This is a genomic window from Streptosporangium sp. NPDC049376, from assembly GCF_044466505.1.
In the GTDB taxonomy this organism is placed as follows: Bacteria; Actinomycetota; Actinomycetes; order Streptosporangiales; family Streptosporangiaceae; genus Streptosporangium.
Genome location: NZ_JBITMT010000005.1, coordinates 510,084 through 526,114, shown reverse-complemented (window position 1 = coordinate 526,114; position 16,031 = coordinate 510,084). Strand labels below are relative to the sequence as shown.

Annotated in this window: 16 protein-coding genes; 8 read left to right on the top strand and 8 right to left on the bottom strand. The window is 70.2% G+C overall.

Annotated features, from left to right (window positions below; all coding sequences use genetic code 11):
• Positions 1-2 precede the first annotated feature (2 nt).
• Complete coding sequence (gene prfH / locus ACIBVQ_RS17930; protein WP_399178573.1) at positions 3-647, top strand: peptide chain release factor H; 645 nt, start codon at positions 3-5, stop codon at positions 645-647.
• A 14-nt stretch (positions 648-661) separates the two neighbouring features.
• Here prfH and ACIBVQ_RS17925 read toward each other — a convergent pair whose 3' ends face one another.
• Together ACIBVQ_RS17925 and ACIBVQ_RS17920 are read right to left on the bottom strand one after the other, a co-directional pair.
• Complete coding sequence (locus ACIBVQ_RS17925; protein ID WP_352010708.1) at positions 662-1,180, bottom strand: MarR family winged helix-turn-helix transcriptional regulator; 519 nt, start codon at positions 1,178-1,180, stop codon at positions 662-664.
• Positions 1,181-1,222: 42 nt separating this feature from the next.
• Positions 1,223-2,524, bottom strand: coding sequence for a M50 family metallopeptidase (locus tag ACIBVQ_RS17920; RefSeq protein WP_386186671.1), 1,302 nt, complete (start codon positions 2,522-2,524; stop codon positions 1,223-1,225).
• A 193-nt stretch (positions 2,525-2,717) separates the two neighbouring features.
• On the opposite strand from ACIBVQ_RS17920, the gene ACIBVQ_RS17915 reads away from it, so the two are divergent.
• Positions 2,718-3,323 (top strand): response regulator transcription factor, encoded by a 606-nt coding sequence (locus tag ACIBVQ_RS17915; RefSeq protein WP_399178570.1) that lies wholly within the window; start codon positions 2,718-2,720, stop codon positions 3,321-3,323.
• Between the two features lie 8 nt (positions 3,324-3,331).
• On the opposite strand, the gene ACIBVQ_RS17910 is transcribed toward ACIBVQ_RS17915, so the two are convergent.
• A complete protein-coding gene (locus ACIBVQ_RS17910) occupies positions 3,332-4,447 on the bottom strand; it encodes a PP2C family protein-serine/threonine phosphatase (RefSeq protein WP_352010705.1) in 1,116 nt (371 codons plus the stop codon).
• A gap of 118 nt (positions 4,448-4,565) precedes the next feature.
• Here ACIBVQ_RS17910 and ACIBVQ_RS17905 point away from each other — a divergent pair, with 118 nt between their 5' ends.
• Both ACIBVQ_RS17905 and ACIBVQ_RS17900 read left to right on the top strand, forming a co-directional pair.
• The gene (locus ACIBVQ_RS17905) at positions 4,566-5,798 is read left to right on the top strand and encodes a GNAT family N-acetyltransferase (RefSeq protein WP_362908946.1); all 1,233 of its coding nucleotides are present in this window, start codon (positions 4,566-4,568) and stop codon (positions 5,796-5,798) included.
• Between the two features lie 37 nt (positions 5,799-5,835).
• The gene (locus ACIBVQ_RS17900; RefSeq protein WP_399178568.1) at positions 5,836-6,033 is read left to right on the top strand and encodes a hypothetical protein; all 198 of its coding nucleotides are present in this window, start codon (positions 5,836-5,838) and stop codon (positions 6,031-6,033) included.
• On the opposite strand, the gene ACIBVQ_RS17895 is transcribed toward ACIBVQ_RS17900, so the two are convergent.
• The gene (locus ACIBVQ_RS17895) at positions 6,012-6,479 is read right to left on the bottom strand and encodes a ribose-5-phosphate isomerase (protein WP_352010702.1); all 468 of its coding nucleotides are present in this window, start codon (positions 6,477-6,479) and stop codon (positions 6,012-6,014) included. The genes ACIBVQ_RS17900 and ACIBVQ_RS17895 overlap by 22 nt on opposite strands.
• Before the next feature lie 97 nt (positions 6,480-6,576).
• On the opposite strand from ACIBVQ_RS17895, the gene def reads away from it, so the two are divergent.
• On the top strand, positions 6,577-7,065 hold the full coding sequence (def, locus tag ACIBVQ_RS17890) for a peptide deformylase (protein ID WP_352010701.1): 489 nt from the start codon (positions 6,577-6,579) through the stop codon (positions 7,063-7,065).
• Between the two features lie 13 nt (positions 7,066-7,078).
• Here def and ACIBVQ_RS17885 read toward each other — a convergent pair whose 3' ends face one another.
• The 3 genes from ACIBVQ_RS17885 to ACIBVQ_RS17875 all read right to left on the bottom strand — a co-directional run bounded on the left by ACIBVQ_RS17885 (position 7,079) and on the right by ACIBVQ_RS17875 (position 9,844).
• Positions 7,079-7,516, bottom strand: coding sequence for a hypothetical protein (locus tag ACIBVQ_RS17885; protein ID WP_362773354.1), 438 nt, complete (start codon positions 7,514-7,516; stop codon positions 7,079-7,081).
• A 108-nt stretch (positions 7,517-7,624) separates the two neighbouring features.
• On the bottom strand, positions 7,625-9,034 hold the full coding sequence (locus tag ACIBVQ_RS17880) for an aldehyde dehydrogenase family protein (protein WP_399178565.1): 1,410 nt from the start codon (positions 9,032-9,034) through the stop codon (positions 7,625-7,627).
• Positions 9,035-9,223: 189 nt separating this feature from the next.
• Entirely contained in the window at positions 9,224-9,844 is a 621-nt protein-coding gene (locus ACIBVQ_RS17875; RefSeq protein ID WP_352010698.1) for a disulfide bond formation protein DsbA, read from the bottom strand.
• 221 nt (positions 9,845-10,065) lie between these two features.
• Between ACIBVQ_RS17875 and pepN the strand changes: the two genes are divergently transcribed.
• The gene (gene pepN / locus ACIBVQ_RS17870; protein WP_399178563.1) at positions 10,066-12,633 is read left to right on the top strand and encodes an aminopeptidase N; all 2,568 of its coding nucleotides are present in this window, start codon (positions 10,066-10,068) and stop codon (positions 12,631-12,633) included.
• Positions 12,634-12,696: 63 nt separating this feature from the next.
• Here the strand turns inward: pepN and ACIBVQ_RS17865 are convergent, their stop codons facing one another.
• Complete coding sequence (locus tag ACIBVQ_RS17865; protein ID WP_352010696.1) at positions 12,697-13,416, bottom strand: winged helix-turn-helix domain-containing protein; 720 nt, start codon at positions 13,414-13,416, stop codon at positions 12,697-12,699.
• A 117-nt stretch (positions 13,417-13,533) separates the two neighbouring features.
• On the opposite strand from ACIBVQ_RS17865, the gene ACIBVQ_RS17860 reads away from it, so the two are divergent.
• Positions 13,534-15,054, top strand: coding sequence for a serine/threonine-protein kinase (locus ACIBVQ_RS17860; protein ID WP_386186679.1), 1,521 nt, complete (start codon positions 13,534-13,536; stop codon positions 15,052-15,054).
• Positions 15,055-15,066: 12 nt separating this feature from the next.
• Complete coding sequence (locus ACIBVQ_RS17855; RefSeq protein ID WP_362908952.1) at positions 15,067-16,029, top strand: hypothetical protein; 963 nt, start codon at positions 15,067-15,069, stop codon at positions 16,027-16,029.
• Positions 16,030-16,031 lie beyond the last annotated feature (2 nt).

Genomic DNA, 16,031 nt, shown 5'->3' with positions numbered 1-16,031 from the left:
GGGTGAGCGTCCACCTGCTCCTGTCGGCCGGACGTGGCCCGCAGGAATGCGCCTGGGCCCTAGCCCGGCTGCTGCGCCGCCTGGAAGTCGACGCCGCCCAGCAGAACCTGGAGATCCGCCGGGTCCAGGTCGTTCCCGGCGACCGGCCCGGCACCTACCGATCGGTCCTGATCCAGATGTCGGGAGCCGGTGCCGAGGCGTTCGCCGCCTCATGGACCGGAACCCTGTGCTGGCAGGCCGCCAGCCCGTACCGCACCGGCACGGGCCGGAAGAACTGGTACGTCATCGCCCAGCCGTGCCAGGTCGACGCCCCGCGCACGACGTTCACCGAGGCGGACGTCGACGTCGTCGCCTGCCGTACCGGCGGCCCCGGCGGTCAGCATCGGAACAAGGCAAGCACGGCGGTACGGGCGACCCACCGGCCCTCGGGGATCGTCGTCGTGGTCGACACCGAACGGCAGTTCAGCCTCAACCGCCGCATCGCCATGCGGCTGTTGCGGCAGCGCATCGAGGACGGAGACGAGACGGCGGAGCGTGCCGTCACCACCGCCCGCTGGCACGTCCACGACGAGCTCGTACGCGGCGACCCCGTCCGTGTCGAACGTCCGGAGACGCCGGAGCGGAAACCGGCCCGCCGACGGCCGTGACGGCCTGCCCGAGGTCAGCCCACGGCCGTCTCCGCGATGGCCTCCGCGATGAGCCGGTCGAGATGTGTCAGGTCCGGCGGGTGGGCCACGCTCTCCTCCGCGAAACGGGTGAGCAGCCTGGCGAAGACCTCCCGGTCTCCCTCGTCCCAGTCGGCGATCAGGCTGTCCACATAGGCTCGCCTGGAGGCGACGACCACCTCAAGCACCCGTCGGCCTCGCGGGCTCAGCCGCAGCCTGGCCCGTCTGGCGTCCACCTCGGACTCCTCACGCTCGACGAACCCGGCACCGACCGCGTCGTTGACCAGCCTGCTCGCGGTGGAGGGGTCGACGTCGAGCTGTTCGGCGACGGCCCCTACCGTCACCTCGGGAACGCTCAGGTTCAGTTTGTGCACGGCGTGCACGACCATCACGTTCGACATCTGCACCGCCCGGTGCTGATCGGCGGCCCGGCGCGGACGCAGCGGCCGCGCCCAGATCCTGCGCAGCCTGAACAGCGCCACGTCGATCGCCGCTCCCGGCGTTACGTCCCTCACGACGCAACCTTACCGGTGCGCACGACCGGTTCCCGGAAGGATTCAGCCAGCCAGACGGACCGGGTTGACCAGGTCGGCGTACATCAGCAGACCGGCCATGACGACCATCACGAAGGCGATCGCATAGGTCAGCGGAAGCGCCTTGGCGATGTCCACGTGCCCGGGCGTGGGACGGCGGGTCACCCGCGCGAAGGCCCGCTTGAGGCCCTCCCACAGACCGCCCGCGATGTGCCCGCCGTCAAGGGGGAGCAGCGGGATGAGGTTGAACAGGCCGATCGCCAGGTTGAAGCCCGCCAGCAGGTTGATGAAGGTGGCGACCTTGTTCTCCAGCGGGGCGGAGGAGGCGGCGATCTCACCGCCGATACGGCCCGCCCCGATGATGCCGATCGGGCCGTTCTTGTCGCGCTCCTCACCGGAGAAGGCGGCGTTCCACACACCGACCATCTTCTCGGGGAAGCGCATCAGCGAGCCCGCGGTCGCCGCGGTGAGGTTCCACATCTGGGTGGTCACCGAGCCGATGCCCTGCCGTTCGATGACCGTCGTGGGGCTGACACCGAGGTAGCCGACCCCCTTCTCGATCTTCCCCGGCACGTCCAGCGACTCGCGGTCCTGGGCGATGAGGGTGGCGTTCAGCGTGACCGCCTGCCCGCCCCGCGTGATGCCGATCGCGACCGGTCCTGCGCCGTGCCCCCGGATGGCCCGGGTCGCCTCCTCCCAGGTCGGGGTCGACTTGCCCGCCACGGAGACGATGACGTCGCCGGGCCGCAACCCGGCCGCCGCGGCGGGACTCGCCGGGTCGGCGGAGGTGCACTTGGGGTTCTTGGTGTACTCGGCGGTGGTCTTGACGCACTCGGGGACCGCGTCGACCCGGTTCGTCAGGACGCCGACGCCGAAGCCCATCAGCACGACCGCGAACAGCACGAAGGCCAGCACGAAGTTCATCGCGGGACCACCCGCCATGACGATGACCTTCTGCCACCACGGCTTGCGGTAGAAGACCCGGTTCTCGTCGCCCGGCTTGACCTCTTCGAGAGCCACGTCACGGGCGTTCTCGATCAGGGCGCGCCACGGGCCGGTCGAGACCGCGCGCAGCTTGTTCGGGTCGTCGGCGGGCCTCGGCGGAAGCATGCCGATCATCCGGATGTAGCCACCGAGAGGGATCCACTTGACGCCGTACTCGGTCTCGCCCCTGCGCCGTGACCACATCGTCGGGCCGAAGCCGACCATGTACTGGGTGACCTTGACCCCGAACAGCTTGGCCGGGACCAGGTGGCCCACCTCGTGCAGCGCGATCGACGCCATCAGTCCGAAGAAGAAGACAGCGATCCCGAAGAGCCAGCTCACAGGTTCCTACCCCCCGGTCGCGGAGCCGCGGACAACGCCCCCTAAGAGATTAGCCGAATTATCGCGGTTCCAGGCGTCACGGGCGAACGTCCCCACGTTCCGCCCCTTGCGCGGGCCTTGCCGAGCGGAGAGACTTCGTTGACAGTGAGCGATCGCTCGGTGACCCAGCGAGAGAGCTGTCGAGGGGGCGAACGTGATCGGGATCCTGGTTGCCGAGCACCGGCCGGTGGTCCTCCGGGGCCTGGTGGCCTCGCTGGAGGGCGAGGCGGGCATGAGGGTCGTCGCGGCGGTCGGCACGGGAGACGCGGTTCTGCCCGCGGTTCTCGAACACCGCCCCGAGACCGCCGTCGTCGATCTCGACCTGCCCGGCGCCGACGCCTTCGCCGTCACGCTCGATCTGCACGCGCGGGCCCCTGGCTGCGGGGTTCTGCTGGTCTCGCACCGCCCCAGGCCCGGTCAGGTCCGCCGGGCCCTCGCCGCGCACGCGCTCGGGCTCATGAGCCTGGGTGTCAGCCCGGAGCAGCTCGCCTCGGGGGTTCGCAGGGTCGCGGCCGGGCAGCGGGTCGTCGATCCCGAACTGGCCGTCGCCGCCCTGGAGATCGCGGAGAACCCGCTGACCCGCAGGGAGATGGACGTGCTCAGGCTGGCCGCTCTCGGAGCGCGGTCCAACGAGATCGCCGACCAGCTCTTCCTCTCCGTTGGAACGGTCCGTAACCATCTGTCGCGGATCATGTGCAAGACCCGGGCCCGTAGCAGGCTCGACGCCGTACGCATCGCCAGCGACTCAGGGTGGCTGTGAGCCCTCGCTCAGGGACGCCAGATGAGGATCAGCGCGCAGTCGTCGTTGTGCCCTGCCGACATGGAGGAGACCAGGCTGCGGGCCCCGCTGCGGAAGCCTGAGGGAAGCAGTCGTTCCGCCTCTCCGAGCAGGCGGTCCAGCCCCGCGTCGATGTCGCGCCCCGGCTGCTCGATCAGCCCGTCGGTGTAGAGCATGAGGGCGTCACCCTTGCGGAGCATCCCCCGGTCGGGCTCGCAGTGCAGGTCGGGGACGATGCCGAGGACCACGCCCTTGGCCGGGGAGACCCGCCAGGCGCCCGCCCCCGAGTCGAACTTGACCACCGGAGGGTGACCCGCCGAGGTGATGACGTACTCGCCGGTGGCGAGGTTGAGCCGTACGTGCACGGCCGTGACGAAACCCTCGGCCTCGCGTTGACGGTGCAGGTAGGTGTTGCACGAGCCCAGGAAGTCGGAGACGGAGCCGAGCAGACCGCCGAAGGTCCCGGAGAGCATCAGCGCCCTGGTCCCGGCGTCGACCCCCTTGCCCGAGACGTCCACCAGGGCGAGTTCGACCGTGTCGCCCTCGCGCATGGAGACCAGGAAGTCACCTCCGAAGGAGGAGCCACCCGCCTGGGTGAGCACGACCCGTGAGTCCCATCCCTTGGGCAGCCTGGGCAGCTCACTCTGGCGTTTGAGCCGGTCGCGTAGTTCGAGCAGCATCGCGTCACCGCGCAGCCCCTGCACGCCGAGCTTGCCCCTGGTGCGGGCCATCAGCGTGGCCAGCACACCGGTGAAGCCGAAGGTGGCCATCAGACCGGGGCCGATGTGTCTGAAGCCGAGGGCGATCCCCACGTAGAGCAGGCAGGCGGCGACCGCGCACAGCAGCTTGACCAGGCTGCGGAGCCTGAGCTGCAGGCCGCCGACGAGGGTGATCGGGATCATGAGCGCGGGTGAGAACCACTCCGCGGAGACCCTGGCCGCCAGGCCACCGAGCACCAGGGTGAGCACGGTCAGCGTGACGAGCAGGTTACGGTCACGGGCCAGCGGCCCGCGGCGCAGAAGCCGTACGAGAGGGACCAGAAAGGGCACCCTCACCAGGAACGCACGGAGCGCCGGAGGTATCAGCGGCACCGGACGGGAACTCATGATGCGCTCGACTGTATCGGCCCGCACCCCGTTTGGGCAGCCCACTTGACCAATGCCTTGATCATTAAGGACGGATATTGAATGGCCGGGAGGGTTTGTCCGCCATACCGTAGGACAAATGAGCCTTAACCTGCGTCCCCTGACCGAAAACGATTACCCGGCGTGGATCCGGACCGACGAAGAGGCCTTCGGCAACCCCATCCCCCCGCACCGGCGTGAGCTGTTCAAGGAACTGATCGACTTCGACCGGTCGCTCGGCGCCTTCGACGGCGAGGAGCTCGTCGGCGCCACCTGCATCTGCGGTTTCACGATGACGGTGCCCGGCGGGCCGGTCCCGGTCGCGGGTATCACCGCTGTCGCCGTACTGCCCTCGCACCGCCGCAGGGGCGTCCTGTCCGGCCTGATGACCCGCCAGCTCGGCGCGCTCCGCGAGCAGGGTGAGGCGATCGCCGCCCTGTACGCCTCCGAGGCCGCGATCTACGGACGTTTCGGGTACGGCAGGGCCTCGGACAACCTCGCCTTCGACATCCCCACCCACGGCTCGGCCTTCGTCAGGCACGCCCCGGTCGATCCCTCGCTGCGGCTGCGCGTCGTCGACCCCGTGGCGGCCAGGAGCGTCTTCGAGAAGGTCTTCGAGGCCCAGCTCGACAGCCGTCCCGGGCTCTACGCCCGCACACCGGCCCGCTGGGACACGTTCCTGTCGGACCAGGAGAGCGACCAGGGCGGCGCCGGCCCGCTGCGCGCCGTGGTCGTCGAGGACGACGAGGGCCCCCGTGGCTACGCGATCTTCCGGATCAAGCTGGCCTTCACCACCCATGACGTGCCGGACGGCGAGCTGCGGCTCAAGGAGTTGGTCGGTCTCGACCCGGCCGCCTACGCCCTGCTCTGGCGGCACGTTCTCGACCGTGACCTGGTCTCCCGGGTCAGGACGGCCCAGCGTCCCCCGGACGACCCGCTGATCCACCTGCTGGCCGAGCCCCGCCACCTCAACGCGGCGTGGATGGACGAGCTGTGGGTCCGTCTCGTGGACGTCGAGCGGGCGCTCCCCCTGCGGCGTTACTCGGCGCCCGTGGACGTGGTGATCGAGGTCGAGGACACGGTCTGCCCGTGGAACGCGCGCCGCTGGCGGCTGTCGGCCGACACTCGGCAGGCCCGATGCGTTCCCGCCGACGACGCCGAGGCCGACGTGGTCCTGCCGGTCTCCGTACTGGGCGCGGCCTATCTGGGCGGGCGTCCGCTGGCGGCGGTGCAGGCCGCCGGGGTGGTGCGCGAGCTGCGGGAGGGAGCGGTCAGGCAGCTGTCGGCCGCGATGTCGTGGGACCCGGCTCCCTGGTGCGGACTGATCTTCTGAGCCTCCCCCGGCGTCGCGACGCGGGTTAGGGTGAGGCATGGCACTGCAGAGCTTGCAGATCAACGCGACCGTCGCCATGCGGGCCAGGGACGTCTCCCGGCCGACGCGTGAGCAGCAGGAGGCCGCCGACAGACGGCCCCTGCGGGATGAGACACAGCGCGGACAGGCTTCCACACGCCGCCGGGCCTCCACGTCGAGGCCCGGGGAGGAACGTCAGGGCAGCGGCGGAAGCTGACCGATCGTCTCGTAGGACGTCAGCTGGGCGATCCTGCGGTTGTGCCGCTCCTGACCCGAGTAGGGGGTGGTGAGGAACAGCTCGACGAAGCCGACCGCCTCCTCCTGCGTGTGCATCCGGGCGCCGACGCTGATCACGTTGGCGTTGTTGTGCTCGCGGGCGAGCTTGGCCGTGTCCTCGCTCCAGGCCAGGGCCGCGCGGATGCCGCGCACCTTGTTCGCCGCGATCTGCTCGCCGTTGCCCGAGCCGCCGATGACGATTCCCAGGCTGCCCGAGTCGTCGGCGACGCCCTGCGCCGCGCGCAGCACGAACACGGGATAGTCGTCCTCGGCGTCGTAGACGAACGGCCCGCAGTCCGTCACGTCGTGGCCGTGCTCCTTGAGCCAGGAGACGAGATGGTTCTTGAGGTCATAGCCGGCATGGTCGGCACCGATGTAGACACGCACAGGCCCAGTTTCGCAGGTACGGCTGGCCGCCTCGACCCCCACCCCGGATAAGGTAACGGTCGGCATACCGCTTCAGCCCTTACAAGAGAGAGTTCTCATGCGTGACATCCGAGTGGTCGGCGACCCGGTCCTGCGTACGCCGGCCGAGCCGGTCACCGAGTTCGACCGTGATCTGCGCCGTCTGATCGACGAGATGTTCGACACGATGTACGCCGCGCAGGGCGTCGGGCTCGCCGGTCCGCAGATCGGCGTCTCGAAGCGGATCTTCGTCTACGACTGCAGCAAGCGCAAGGGGCACGTGATCAACCCCGTGCTGACCGTCGACGACGACGCCGAGGTCCTCGAAGAGGAGGGCTGCCTGTCGATCCCCGGCAAGGACAGCGGCACCCCGATCTACGCCGGGACCCCCCGCGCCGCCGGAGTCACGGTGCGCGGCCTCGACCGGCTCGGCCGCCCGGTCCAGATCAAGGCCAGGGGCATGCTCGCGCGCTGTTTCCAGCACGAGACCGACCACCTCGACGGCATGCTGTACGTCGACCGCCTCGCCAAGGACGCCGCCCGCAAGGTCCTTCTCCAGGCTCGCTGAGCGCGCCCGCCGCTCAGGGGGAAGGCTCAGCGGAGGGACGGCGGCGAAGGCGAAGGAGGGGCCAGGACATCAGGCCGAGCCCCGCGGCCAGCAGCAGGACGACCACGATCCACTCGTTGGAGCCGCCTTCGCCGTACACGTGGCCCTGGCGGCCGGTGTCGAACGCCCTGACGGTCTGGCCGGGGGTGAAGGTGTCGCGGTCACCTCCGTAGAAACCGACCTCCGGCCGGACGACCCGGCCGCCTCTGAACTCCCCCGTCCAGGTGCACTGCTCGTGGCCGGGGTGGGAGACACACTCGACCCGCCTGGCGGTGAAGGTGCCCCAGGTGCCCACCCCGCGCAGCGCCGCCAGGGCGGGACCGAGGTTCTGCGCGGCCAGCACCACCAGCAGCAGTCCTCCGGCGACGATCACCAGGTCGAAGGCGGTCAGACGCGTGGTGCCCAGTCTCATGCGGCGCCCTCCGGCAGAGGCGATGCCTTACGTGCAGGTCCTTACGAATCCTTCCGGAGGGTTTTACCCAGGATGTCCTGTGCTGACCGTCCGATACCGGACATCGGCCTACAGTTGGATCGCCTTGGTCTCCAGGAACTCCTCAAGCCCGGACTGGCCCAGTTCCCTGCCGATACCTGACTGCTTGTATCCCCCGAAGGGTGCGAGCGGGTTGAACCTGCCCCCGTTGACCGTCACCTGGCCCGCGCGCAGCCTGCGCGCGACCGAGAGCGCGTGCTTCTCCTCCCCCGCCCACACCGCGCCCGCCAGGCCGTACGGCGTGCCGTTGGCGATGGCGACGGCCTCGTCCTCGCCCCGGCTGTAGGGGACGATCACCAGGACCGGGCCGAAGATCTCCTCCTGCTCGATGACCATCCCGGGCTCGACACCGGCGAAGACCGTCGGCTCGACGTAGAAGCCCCGCTCACGGGGGTTGTCGGTGCCGCCCGTGACCAGCCTGGCACCCTCCTCCTCACCCCGGTTGATGTAGCGCACGACCCGCTCGCGCTGCGCGGCCGAGACCAGGGGACCGAGCCGGGTGCCCTCGTCGAAGGGGTCGCCCACGGTGTGGGCCTTGGCGATCTCGGCCGCCAGCCAGACGGCCTGGTCGTACTGGTCGCGGTGGACGATCATGCGGGTCCAGGCCGAGCAGGTCTGGCCGGAGTTGAGGAAGGCGTTGGCCACGGTCGCCTTGACCGCGGTCTCCAGGTCGGCGTCCGGCAGCACGACACTGGCCGACTTGCCGCCGAGTTCGAGGGTCACGCGCTTGATGGTCTCCGCGGCCAGGGCCGCGACCCTTCTGCCCGCCCTGGTCGAGCCGGTGAAGGAGACCATGTCCACGTCGGGATGGGTGACCAGTGCCTCACCGACGACCGGGCCCCGGCCGCTGAGCATGTTGAAGACCCCGCGCGGCAGCCCTACCTCGTCGAGGATCTCGGCCAGCGCGAACACGGCCAGCGGCGCGACCTCGCTGGGTTTGAGCACCACCGTGCATCCGGCGGCCAGGGCGGGGGCGACCTTGGCCACGGCCTGGTGCAGCGGGTAGTTCCACGGGGTGATGGCTCCGACGACCCCGGCGGGCTCTCTCACGACAAGGGAGTTGCCGACCCTGCCGCCCTCGAAGTCGTAGCTCTCGGCCAGTCCGGCGTAGGAGGACAGCACCTCCGCGGGCAGGAGCGTCTGCACCCGCGTCGCGATGCCGTACGGGGTGCCCACGTCGGTGGCGATGACGCTCGCGATCCGGTCGGCGCGGTCCCGGATCAGGCCGGCCGCGGCGTTCAACAGGCGGGCCCGTTCCGCGGGAGCCGTGGCCGACCACGCGGGCAGGGCCTCACGGGCGGCGGCGACGGCGACCTCGACGTCGGCGGGGGAACCCGCGGGAACGCGGTCGATCGTCTCCTCGGTCGCGGGATTGACGACGTCGAACCCCTCGCCGGACGCCGACGGCCGCCATGCTCCGTTCAGGTACAGATGACGCATGTCTCTCATCCTCGCGCGAGTGGTGGCGGGACGAGGGCTCCACGGGCCGCGTCCGTCCGCCTTCGCGACGAGCGTACGGCCAGGCGCTCCCCCGAGTGGGGAATCCTTGAGATCCATGAGAACTCGTGACATCCGGGTGGCGCGCGTCCCGCCGGGCCCGGAGACGGCGGGACGCCGGACCGGCTGGGCTCAGTCGAAGATCGGAGGCCGGGTACGGGAGCGCTTGAGCTCGAAGAAGCCGTCGATGCCCGCGACGAGCCTGACGCCGTCCCAGAGTTTGGCCGCCTCCTCGCCCTTCGGGGCCGGAGAGACGACCGGACCGAAGAAGGCGACGTCCCCGACGGCGATGACCGGGGTGCCGACCTCCTGGCCGACCCGGTTGATGCCGTCGTTGTGGGAGGCGCGCAGGATCTCGTCGAACTCCTCGGAGTCCATCGCGTCCGCGAAGGCCCGCTCAAGCCCGGCGGCCTCAAGGGCCTCCTCGACGGTCTCGCGGAGGCTGTCGAGTTCCTTGAGCCTGCCCTGGTTGTGCAGGCGTGTGCCGAGCTCGGTGTAGAGCCTGCCGACCGTCTCCGAGTCGTACTTGTCCTGCACGGCGGCGACCACGCGAACCGGGCCGATGGCCCTGGCGATCATCTCGCGGTAGGTCTCGGGGACGTCCTTGTCCTCGTTGAGGATGTTGAGGCTCATGATGTGCCAGCGCGGCTCGATGGGCCGCACCTTCTCCACCTCCAGCAGCCAGCGGGAGGTCATCCATGCGAAGGGGCAGAAGGGGTCGAACCAGAGGTCGACCGGAGTGCGCTCAGTCATCTCTCAGCTTTCTGATCGTGAGGGCTTCGCACAGCGACAACCCGCATCACCGAGTTTCCTATTCCTACGACGGGTTATCACCTTGACCGGCCCCTTTATCCCCGAACATGATCGACAGTCGACTCCCAGGCCGGCGGGGGCGACGATCCAGGGCCTCACGTGGCAGGATTCAGGCACCCCTTCGCAACGAAGCGGGGGAATTTGTTGACGAGGGAGCGGTAGTGGCAGGCAATCTGACCCGTGACGAGGCGCGGGAGCGCGCACGGCTGATCAGCGTGCAGTCGTATGTCGTGGAGCTCGATCTGACCGAGGGAGACGAACGCTTCGAAAGTATCACCACGGTTCGCTTCACCGGCACCCGTCCCGGCGCGGAAACCTTCATCGACCTGGCGGGGGCCAAGGTCAGGAAGGCCGTGCTGAACGGCGTCGAGCTCGACGTGGACACCTACGACCCGGAGACCGGACGGTTGCCGCTGCCGAACCTGGCCGAGAGCAACGAGCTGCGCGTCGACGCCGACTGCTCCTACATGCGCACCGGGGAGGGCCTGCACCGCTTCGTCGACCCGGTCGACGACAGCGTCTACCTGCACAGCCAGTTCGAGACGGCCGACGCACACCGGATGTACGCCTGCTTCGACCAGCCGGACCTCAAGGCCACCTTCGAGCTGACCGTGCTCGCCCCCTCCTCCTGGGAGGTGATCTCCAACGCGGCGCCCGAGTCGGCCGAGGAGCTCCAGGAGCACAGCGGCCGTCACGGCACGCTCCAGGCCGCCAGGCGCTGGCACTTCCCGCCGACCCCGGCGATCTCCACCTACATCACCGCGCTGTGCGCCGGGCCGTACCACAAGGTGACCTCCGAGCACGACGGCATCCCGCTCGGCCTGTACTGCCGGGCCTCGCTCGCCGAGCACCTCGACGCCGACAACCTCTTCGAGGTCACCAGGCAGGGCTTCGACTTCTTCCACCGGGTCTTCGGCATCCGCTACCCCTTCGGCAAGTACGACCAGCTGTTCGTACCGGAGTTCAATGCGGGCGCGATGGAGAACGCGGGCTGCGTGACCTTCCTTGAGGACTACGTCTTCCGCTCGCGCGTCACCGACGCGATCATCGAGCGCCGTGCGGAGACGATCCTGCACGAGATGGCGCACATGTGGTTCGGCGACCTGGTGACCATGCGCTGGTGGGACGACCTGTGGCTGAACGAGTCGTTCGCCACCTACGCCTCGGTGCTGTGCCAGGCGGAGGCGACCCGCTGGGGCCAGGGCGCCTGGACGACGTTCGCCAACGTGGAGAAGGCCTGGGCCTACCGCCAGGACCAGCTGCCCTCGACGCACCCGATCGCCGCCGACATCGTCGACATGCACGCCGTCGAGGTCAACTTCGACGGCATCACCTACGCCAAGGGCGCCTCGGTGCTCAAGCAGCTCGTCGCCTACGTGGGCCTGGACAACTTCCTGGCCGGTGTCCGCGACTACTTCAACGAGCACGCCTGGGGCAACACGACGCTCGCCGACCTGCTCGGCGCGCTTGAGCGCACCTCGGGGCGCGACCTGTCCTCCTGGTCGAAGGAGTGGCTGGAGACCTCCTGGGTCAACACGCTGCGTCCGTCGTTCACCACCGACGCCGAGGGGCGTTTCCTGGAGTTCGACGTGCTGCAGGAGGCCCCGGCCGACTACCCGACGCTGCGTTCGCACCGCGTCGCCATCGGCCTGTACTCCCTGCGGGAGGGCGCCCTGGTCCGCACCCGGCGGGTCGAGCTCGACGTGGTCGGCGCCCGCACCGCGGTCGCCGAGCTGGTCGGTGAGCTCCAGCCGGACCTGGTCCTGATCAACGACGACGACCTGACCTACGCGAAGGTCAGGCTCGACGGGCGTTCGCTGCAGACCCTGGTCGACGGCGGCATCGCCAGGTTCACCGAGTCGCTGCCGCGCGCCCTGTGCTGGTCGGCGGCATGGGACATGACCCGTGACGCCGAGATGTCCACCCGCGACTACGTCGCGCTGGTGAACTCGGGCATCGAGTCGGTCAAGGACATCACCGTCGCCCAGACGGTGCTGCGCCAGGCGCGCCTGGCCGTCCAGCAGTACGCCGACCCGTCCTGGCGTGAGGAGGGCCTGGCGTCGCTGGCCGCGCGCCTGCGCTCGCTCGTCGCCTCCGCCGAGCCCGGCTCCGACCACCAGCTCGCCTACGTCAACGCCCTGTCGGCCGTCGCCTCCAACGAGGAGGACCTGGCCTTCCTGAGGGGCCTGCTCGACGGCTCGGCCACCCTCGAAGGGCTGACCGTGGACGCCGACCTGCGCTGGACGCTGGTCCAGGCCCTGGTGTCCGCAGGCGTCCTCAGCGAGGAGGACATCGCGCGGGAACTGCAGCGTGACGCGACCGCGACCGGTGAGCGCTCCGCGGCACTGGCCAGGGCCGCGATCCCGACGCCCGAGGGCAAGGCCGCCGCGTGGGCCGCCATCACCGAGGGCGGGCTGAGCGGCGCCCTGCTGCGTTCGACGATCCTGGGCTTCGTGGACCCACGCCACCCGGACCTGCTCGACCCGTACGCGGAGCGCTACTTCGAGGAGATCGGCGGGATCTGGAAGTCCTGGACCTCCGACAGCGCCCAGAACTTCGCCAACGGCTGCTACCCCATCCTGGCGATCTCACCGGAGACGGTGGCCAGGACCCAGGACCTGATCTCGGAGAGCCAGCCTCCGCAGGCACTGCGACGGCTGCTGCTTGAGGGCGCCGACGGCATCAGCCGTGCCCTGCGCGCCCAGGCGAAGGACGCCTCCGCGGCCTGAGCGACCGGGTTCCGCGTGACGACCCGACGCCCCTCGTCCTCGTTCCTTGAGGGGCGTCAGGTGTCAGGGCAGGATGTGGCTTCGCGTTTCGAGCAACGCCAGGTGCTCGGTCGTCACCAGGTCGTGCCGCAGCGCGAGGGACACCAGCGCGACGCGTCGCCAGTCGGGCCTCACCGGCCGCTCCGGCATCCTCACCTGGAGCTTCACCCTGGCGAGATAGTCGATGTGAAAGTTGACCGCGGAACGGCCCAGCCCGAGGTGGGCCAGCCGGATGATGATCTCCGGAATGGTCGGGACGACGCCGCAGAGCGGATCGCGCAGCCGTGGTTCACAGAGGGCGACCAGGATCAGGAAGTAGGTCGCGGTGGCGTCCAGCGGAACGGTCTGCGCCGTCTCCCGCTCGCGTCTGGGGGCGTCGGGGCGGAGAAGGACGTGTTCGGGGGCGAACACCAGGAACGACGCCATACCTCCTGACGGGTCCCCGGACAGCCGTACCCTGCCCAGCTCGAAGGGGATCGGGGCGCGCATCCGGCCCGCGGGCACCCTGACGAACTCACCGTCCCCCTCCGGGGTGTCCACCACGTAGGTGGAGCGGCGGCTCAGGTTGGAGATCGTCCAGTAGTCGTCAACCGCGTCGATCCGTCCGGCGAGCCGGGAGACGGAAAGGTCGGGCAGCACCAGGTCGACCGCTCCCCTGCCGAAGGTGACATGCTCGCCGGGAGCGAGCTCCAGCACCTGCTCCCCCCTCTGGACGAGGATTCCTGAAAGCTTACGGATACTCACGGTGACGATCCTCGCGTACCCGGTGACCCTCCGCAGAGGAAAGGGGAGGAAAACGGGACCGCGAGCCGCGCCGCGAGATGCGCTGACACACGGTCATGACATGGTAACGATGAGTGCATGGAAGTCCCCCCGACCATCGGCCGCTACCGCGTGGAGCGGTTTCTCGGCCAAGGCGCGTTCGCCACGGTGTGGCTCGCGCATGACGACGACCTGAGCGCTCCCGTCGCGGTGAAGGTGCTGGCCGCCCACTGGGCCGACCACCGGCGGATACGCAGGCGCTTCACCCAGGAGGCCCGGATGATCCGCAGGGCCGACTCCCCTCACGTGGTGCAGGTCCACGACGTCGGCGCGCTGCCCGACGGACGGCCGTTCTTCGTCATGGGCTACGCCGACCGCGGCACCCTGCGCGACCGCCTGGCCGTCGGCCCCGTGCCGTGGGCGGAGGCGGTCGAACAGGTGCTCCAGATCGCCGCGGGGGTGGCCGCGCTGCACGACAACGGCATCGTCCACCGTGACCTCAAGCCCGCCAACATCCTGGTCCGCTCCCTGCCCGCCGGCGGGGAGCGGCTGCTCGTCGCCGACCTCGGCATCGCGGGTGAGCTCGCCCAGACCTCCGGGCTCACGGTCGGCGGCGGCACCCCCGGCTACATGGCGCCCGAGCAGCTGCGGCCCGGCTCCCTCCCCGACGAACGCGCCGACGTGTACGGCCTGGCCGCGGTGGCCCACCACCTGTTCACCGGCGGGCCGCCCGGCGCGATGGCGGGCTCCTTCCCCGGCCCCGTCGGCGACGTCGTCGCCCGGGGACTCGCCGACGACCGCGCGCAGCGGTGGCCGAACGTCCGTTCCTTCGCCGCGGCGCTGGCCCGGGCCGCCCGTGAGGAGGCCTCCTCCCCGGGCGGCGAGACCGCGGACGGCACACGGGTGCGGGAACGCGCACGACGTGTCCCCTTCAGGCCGGGGTGGCGTCCACCGGTCGCGCTCGCCCTGGCCGCGGCCGCCGTGGCCGGAGGTGTCGCGCTGGCCCTGACCAGGGACGACCAGGACTACGGACGGTGGCTGCGGCCGGACGCCGACCTCCCGGGACGTTACCGCGCGGCCATCGTCGAGGCGGGCACCTGGTGCACCGGTGTCCCCGGCCTCAGCCCCGCGCTCGTCGCCGCGATGCTCAAGGCGGAGAGCGGCTTCGACCGTGACCTGGCCGACGCCACCGCCGGCGAGTACGGCATCGCCCGCTGGACACCCGACGTCCTGGCCGCCTACCTGCCGCCGAACTACTCGCGATCGCCCCTGGCCGGGGCGATGGACCCGGAGATCGCCATCCCCGCGATCGGCAGGTTCCTGTGCACGCTCGGCCCCCGGATACGGGACGTGCCCGGCGACCCCGCACTGAATCTGGCCGGTCTCTACCGCAGCTCGTCCGATGCCGTACGGCAGGCTGGAGGGGTGCCCGCGCGGTGGCGTGAGCACGTCGCCAGGGTCGGCCTCTATCTGAGGGCCTATCTGCCCCTGACGGGTTCCCGGTCACTGCCCCGTGGTCTGGTCGGCCGCCAAACGATGATAAGAATAGGCACTTCCTGGGAGGACGCCGAAAAGCCATATTTTGCGCAGTACGACATCGCCGTCGTTCACCGACCGTGAAAGGGTGATCAAGTGGAATCGGCCCGTGATCTGCTCGTATCCCTGGCCCGGAGGTACGCCTTCGCCGACGTCGGGGCACTCGCGGCGGACGTCGTGGCCGGGGCGGACGAGATCGAGGCGGTGTGCGAGTTCGGGCAGCGGCTCATGTCGCTGGACGCGGAGGACTTCGCCGCCGAGGCGCGGTCCGTGCCCGCGGACCTGAGGCGGCGGGCACGGGCGTGCACCATGCCGCAGACACCGAAGGAGCAGCCGCGCGGAGCGCTTGAGTCACTGCGCCCGGCCTACGCGCTGCTGCTCGAAGTGATCGCGATCCGGTGGCACAGGCGTGAACTGAGCCCGATGGTCGCCGCGCTGCACATCGCCAGCGAGTATCTCCCGCTGCTCGCCTTCGAACCGGTGCTCGGCAACGCCGGCGACCCGGCTCGCTGGCCGCCCGGGCTGGCCGCGCCGGGCAGTCGTTTCGGGGTCATCGGCGAACGCGAGTGCGACCACACCAAGGCCGAGCAGTCGGCGGCCAACCGGACCCTGCGGGTCGCCGGGGAGCCGGGGGAGGGCTGGCGGGCCTACTTCGACCGCCAGCACAGCCAGGTCGCGGGCGCGCTCGCCACCTGTGTCGCGACCTGCCGCACCCCGTGCTCCGCGATGGAATGGATCGAGCCCTCCCGCCGCGATGACCTGTCCACGCGGGCGAGGGTCGCGCTGACCTTCGCCGACACCCCCCTCGTACGGCTGCGCCACGCCGCCCCCGTCGGTCACGGGTTCGGCGTTCCCTCTCCCGAGGAGGTGCTCGACGCCTGGGAGCGCAGCCGTACGATCCTGGCCAAGAACGAGATCGGCAACGCCGCGACGGAGGACGACGGCTTCCCGCTCGCGGGCCTGCCCAGCCTGTTCTCCGCGATCGCCACCGCTCCGACGACGCCCTCGACGCTCCTGTCGGACATCAGCACCCACCTGGTACGGCTCCTGCGCTCCTGAAG

Coding starts and splice junctions, on each gene's coding strand:
- ACIBVQ_RS17910 (WP_352010705.1), bottom strand. CDS start 4,447: ATGAGTTCCCGTCCGGTGCCGCTGATACCTCCGGCGCTCCGTGCGTTC.
- ACIBVQ_RS17885 (WP_362773354.1), bottom strand. CDS start 7,516: ATGAGACTGGGCACCACGCGTCTGACCGCCTTCGACCTGGTGATCGTC.
- ACIBVQ_RS17900 (WP_399178568.1), top strand. CDS start 5,836: ATGGCACTGCAGAGCTTGCAGATCAACGCGACCGTCGCCATGCGGGCC.
- ACIBVQ_RS17880 (WP_399178565.1), bottom strand. CDS start 9,034: ATGCGTCATCTGTACCTGAACGGAGCATGGCGGCCGTCGGCGTCCGGC.
- ACIBVQ_RS17860 (WP_386186679.1), top strand. CDS start 13,534: ATGGAAGTCCCCCCGACCATCGGCCGCTACCGCGTGGAGCGGTTTCTC.
- def (WP_352010701.1), top strand. CDS start 6,577: ATGCGTGACATCCGAGTGGTCGGCGACCCGGTCCTGCGTACGCCGGCC.
- ACIBVQ_RS17905 (WP_362908946.1), top strand. CDS start 4,566: ATGAGCCTTAACCTGCGTCCCCTGACCGAAAACGATTACCCGGCGTGG.
- ACIBVQ_RS17875 (WP_352010698.1), bottom strand. CDS start 9,844: ATGACTGAGCGCACTCCGGTCGACCTCTGGTTCGACCCCTTCTGCCCC.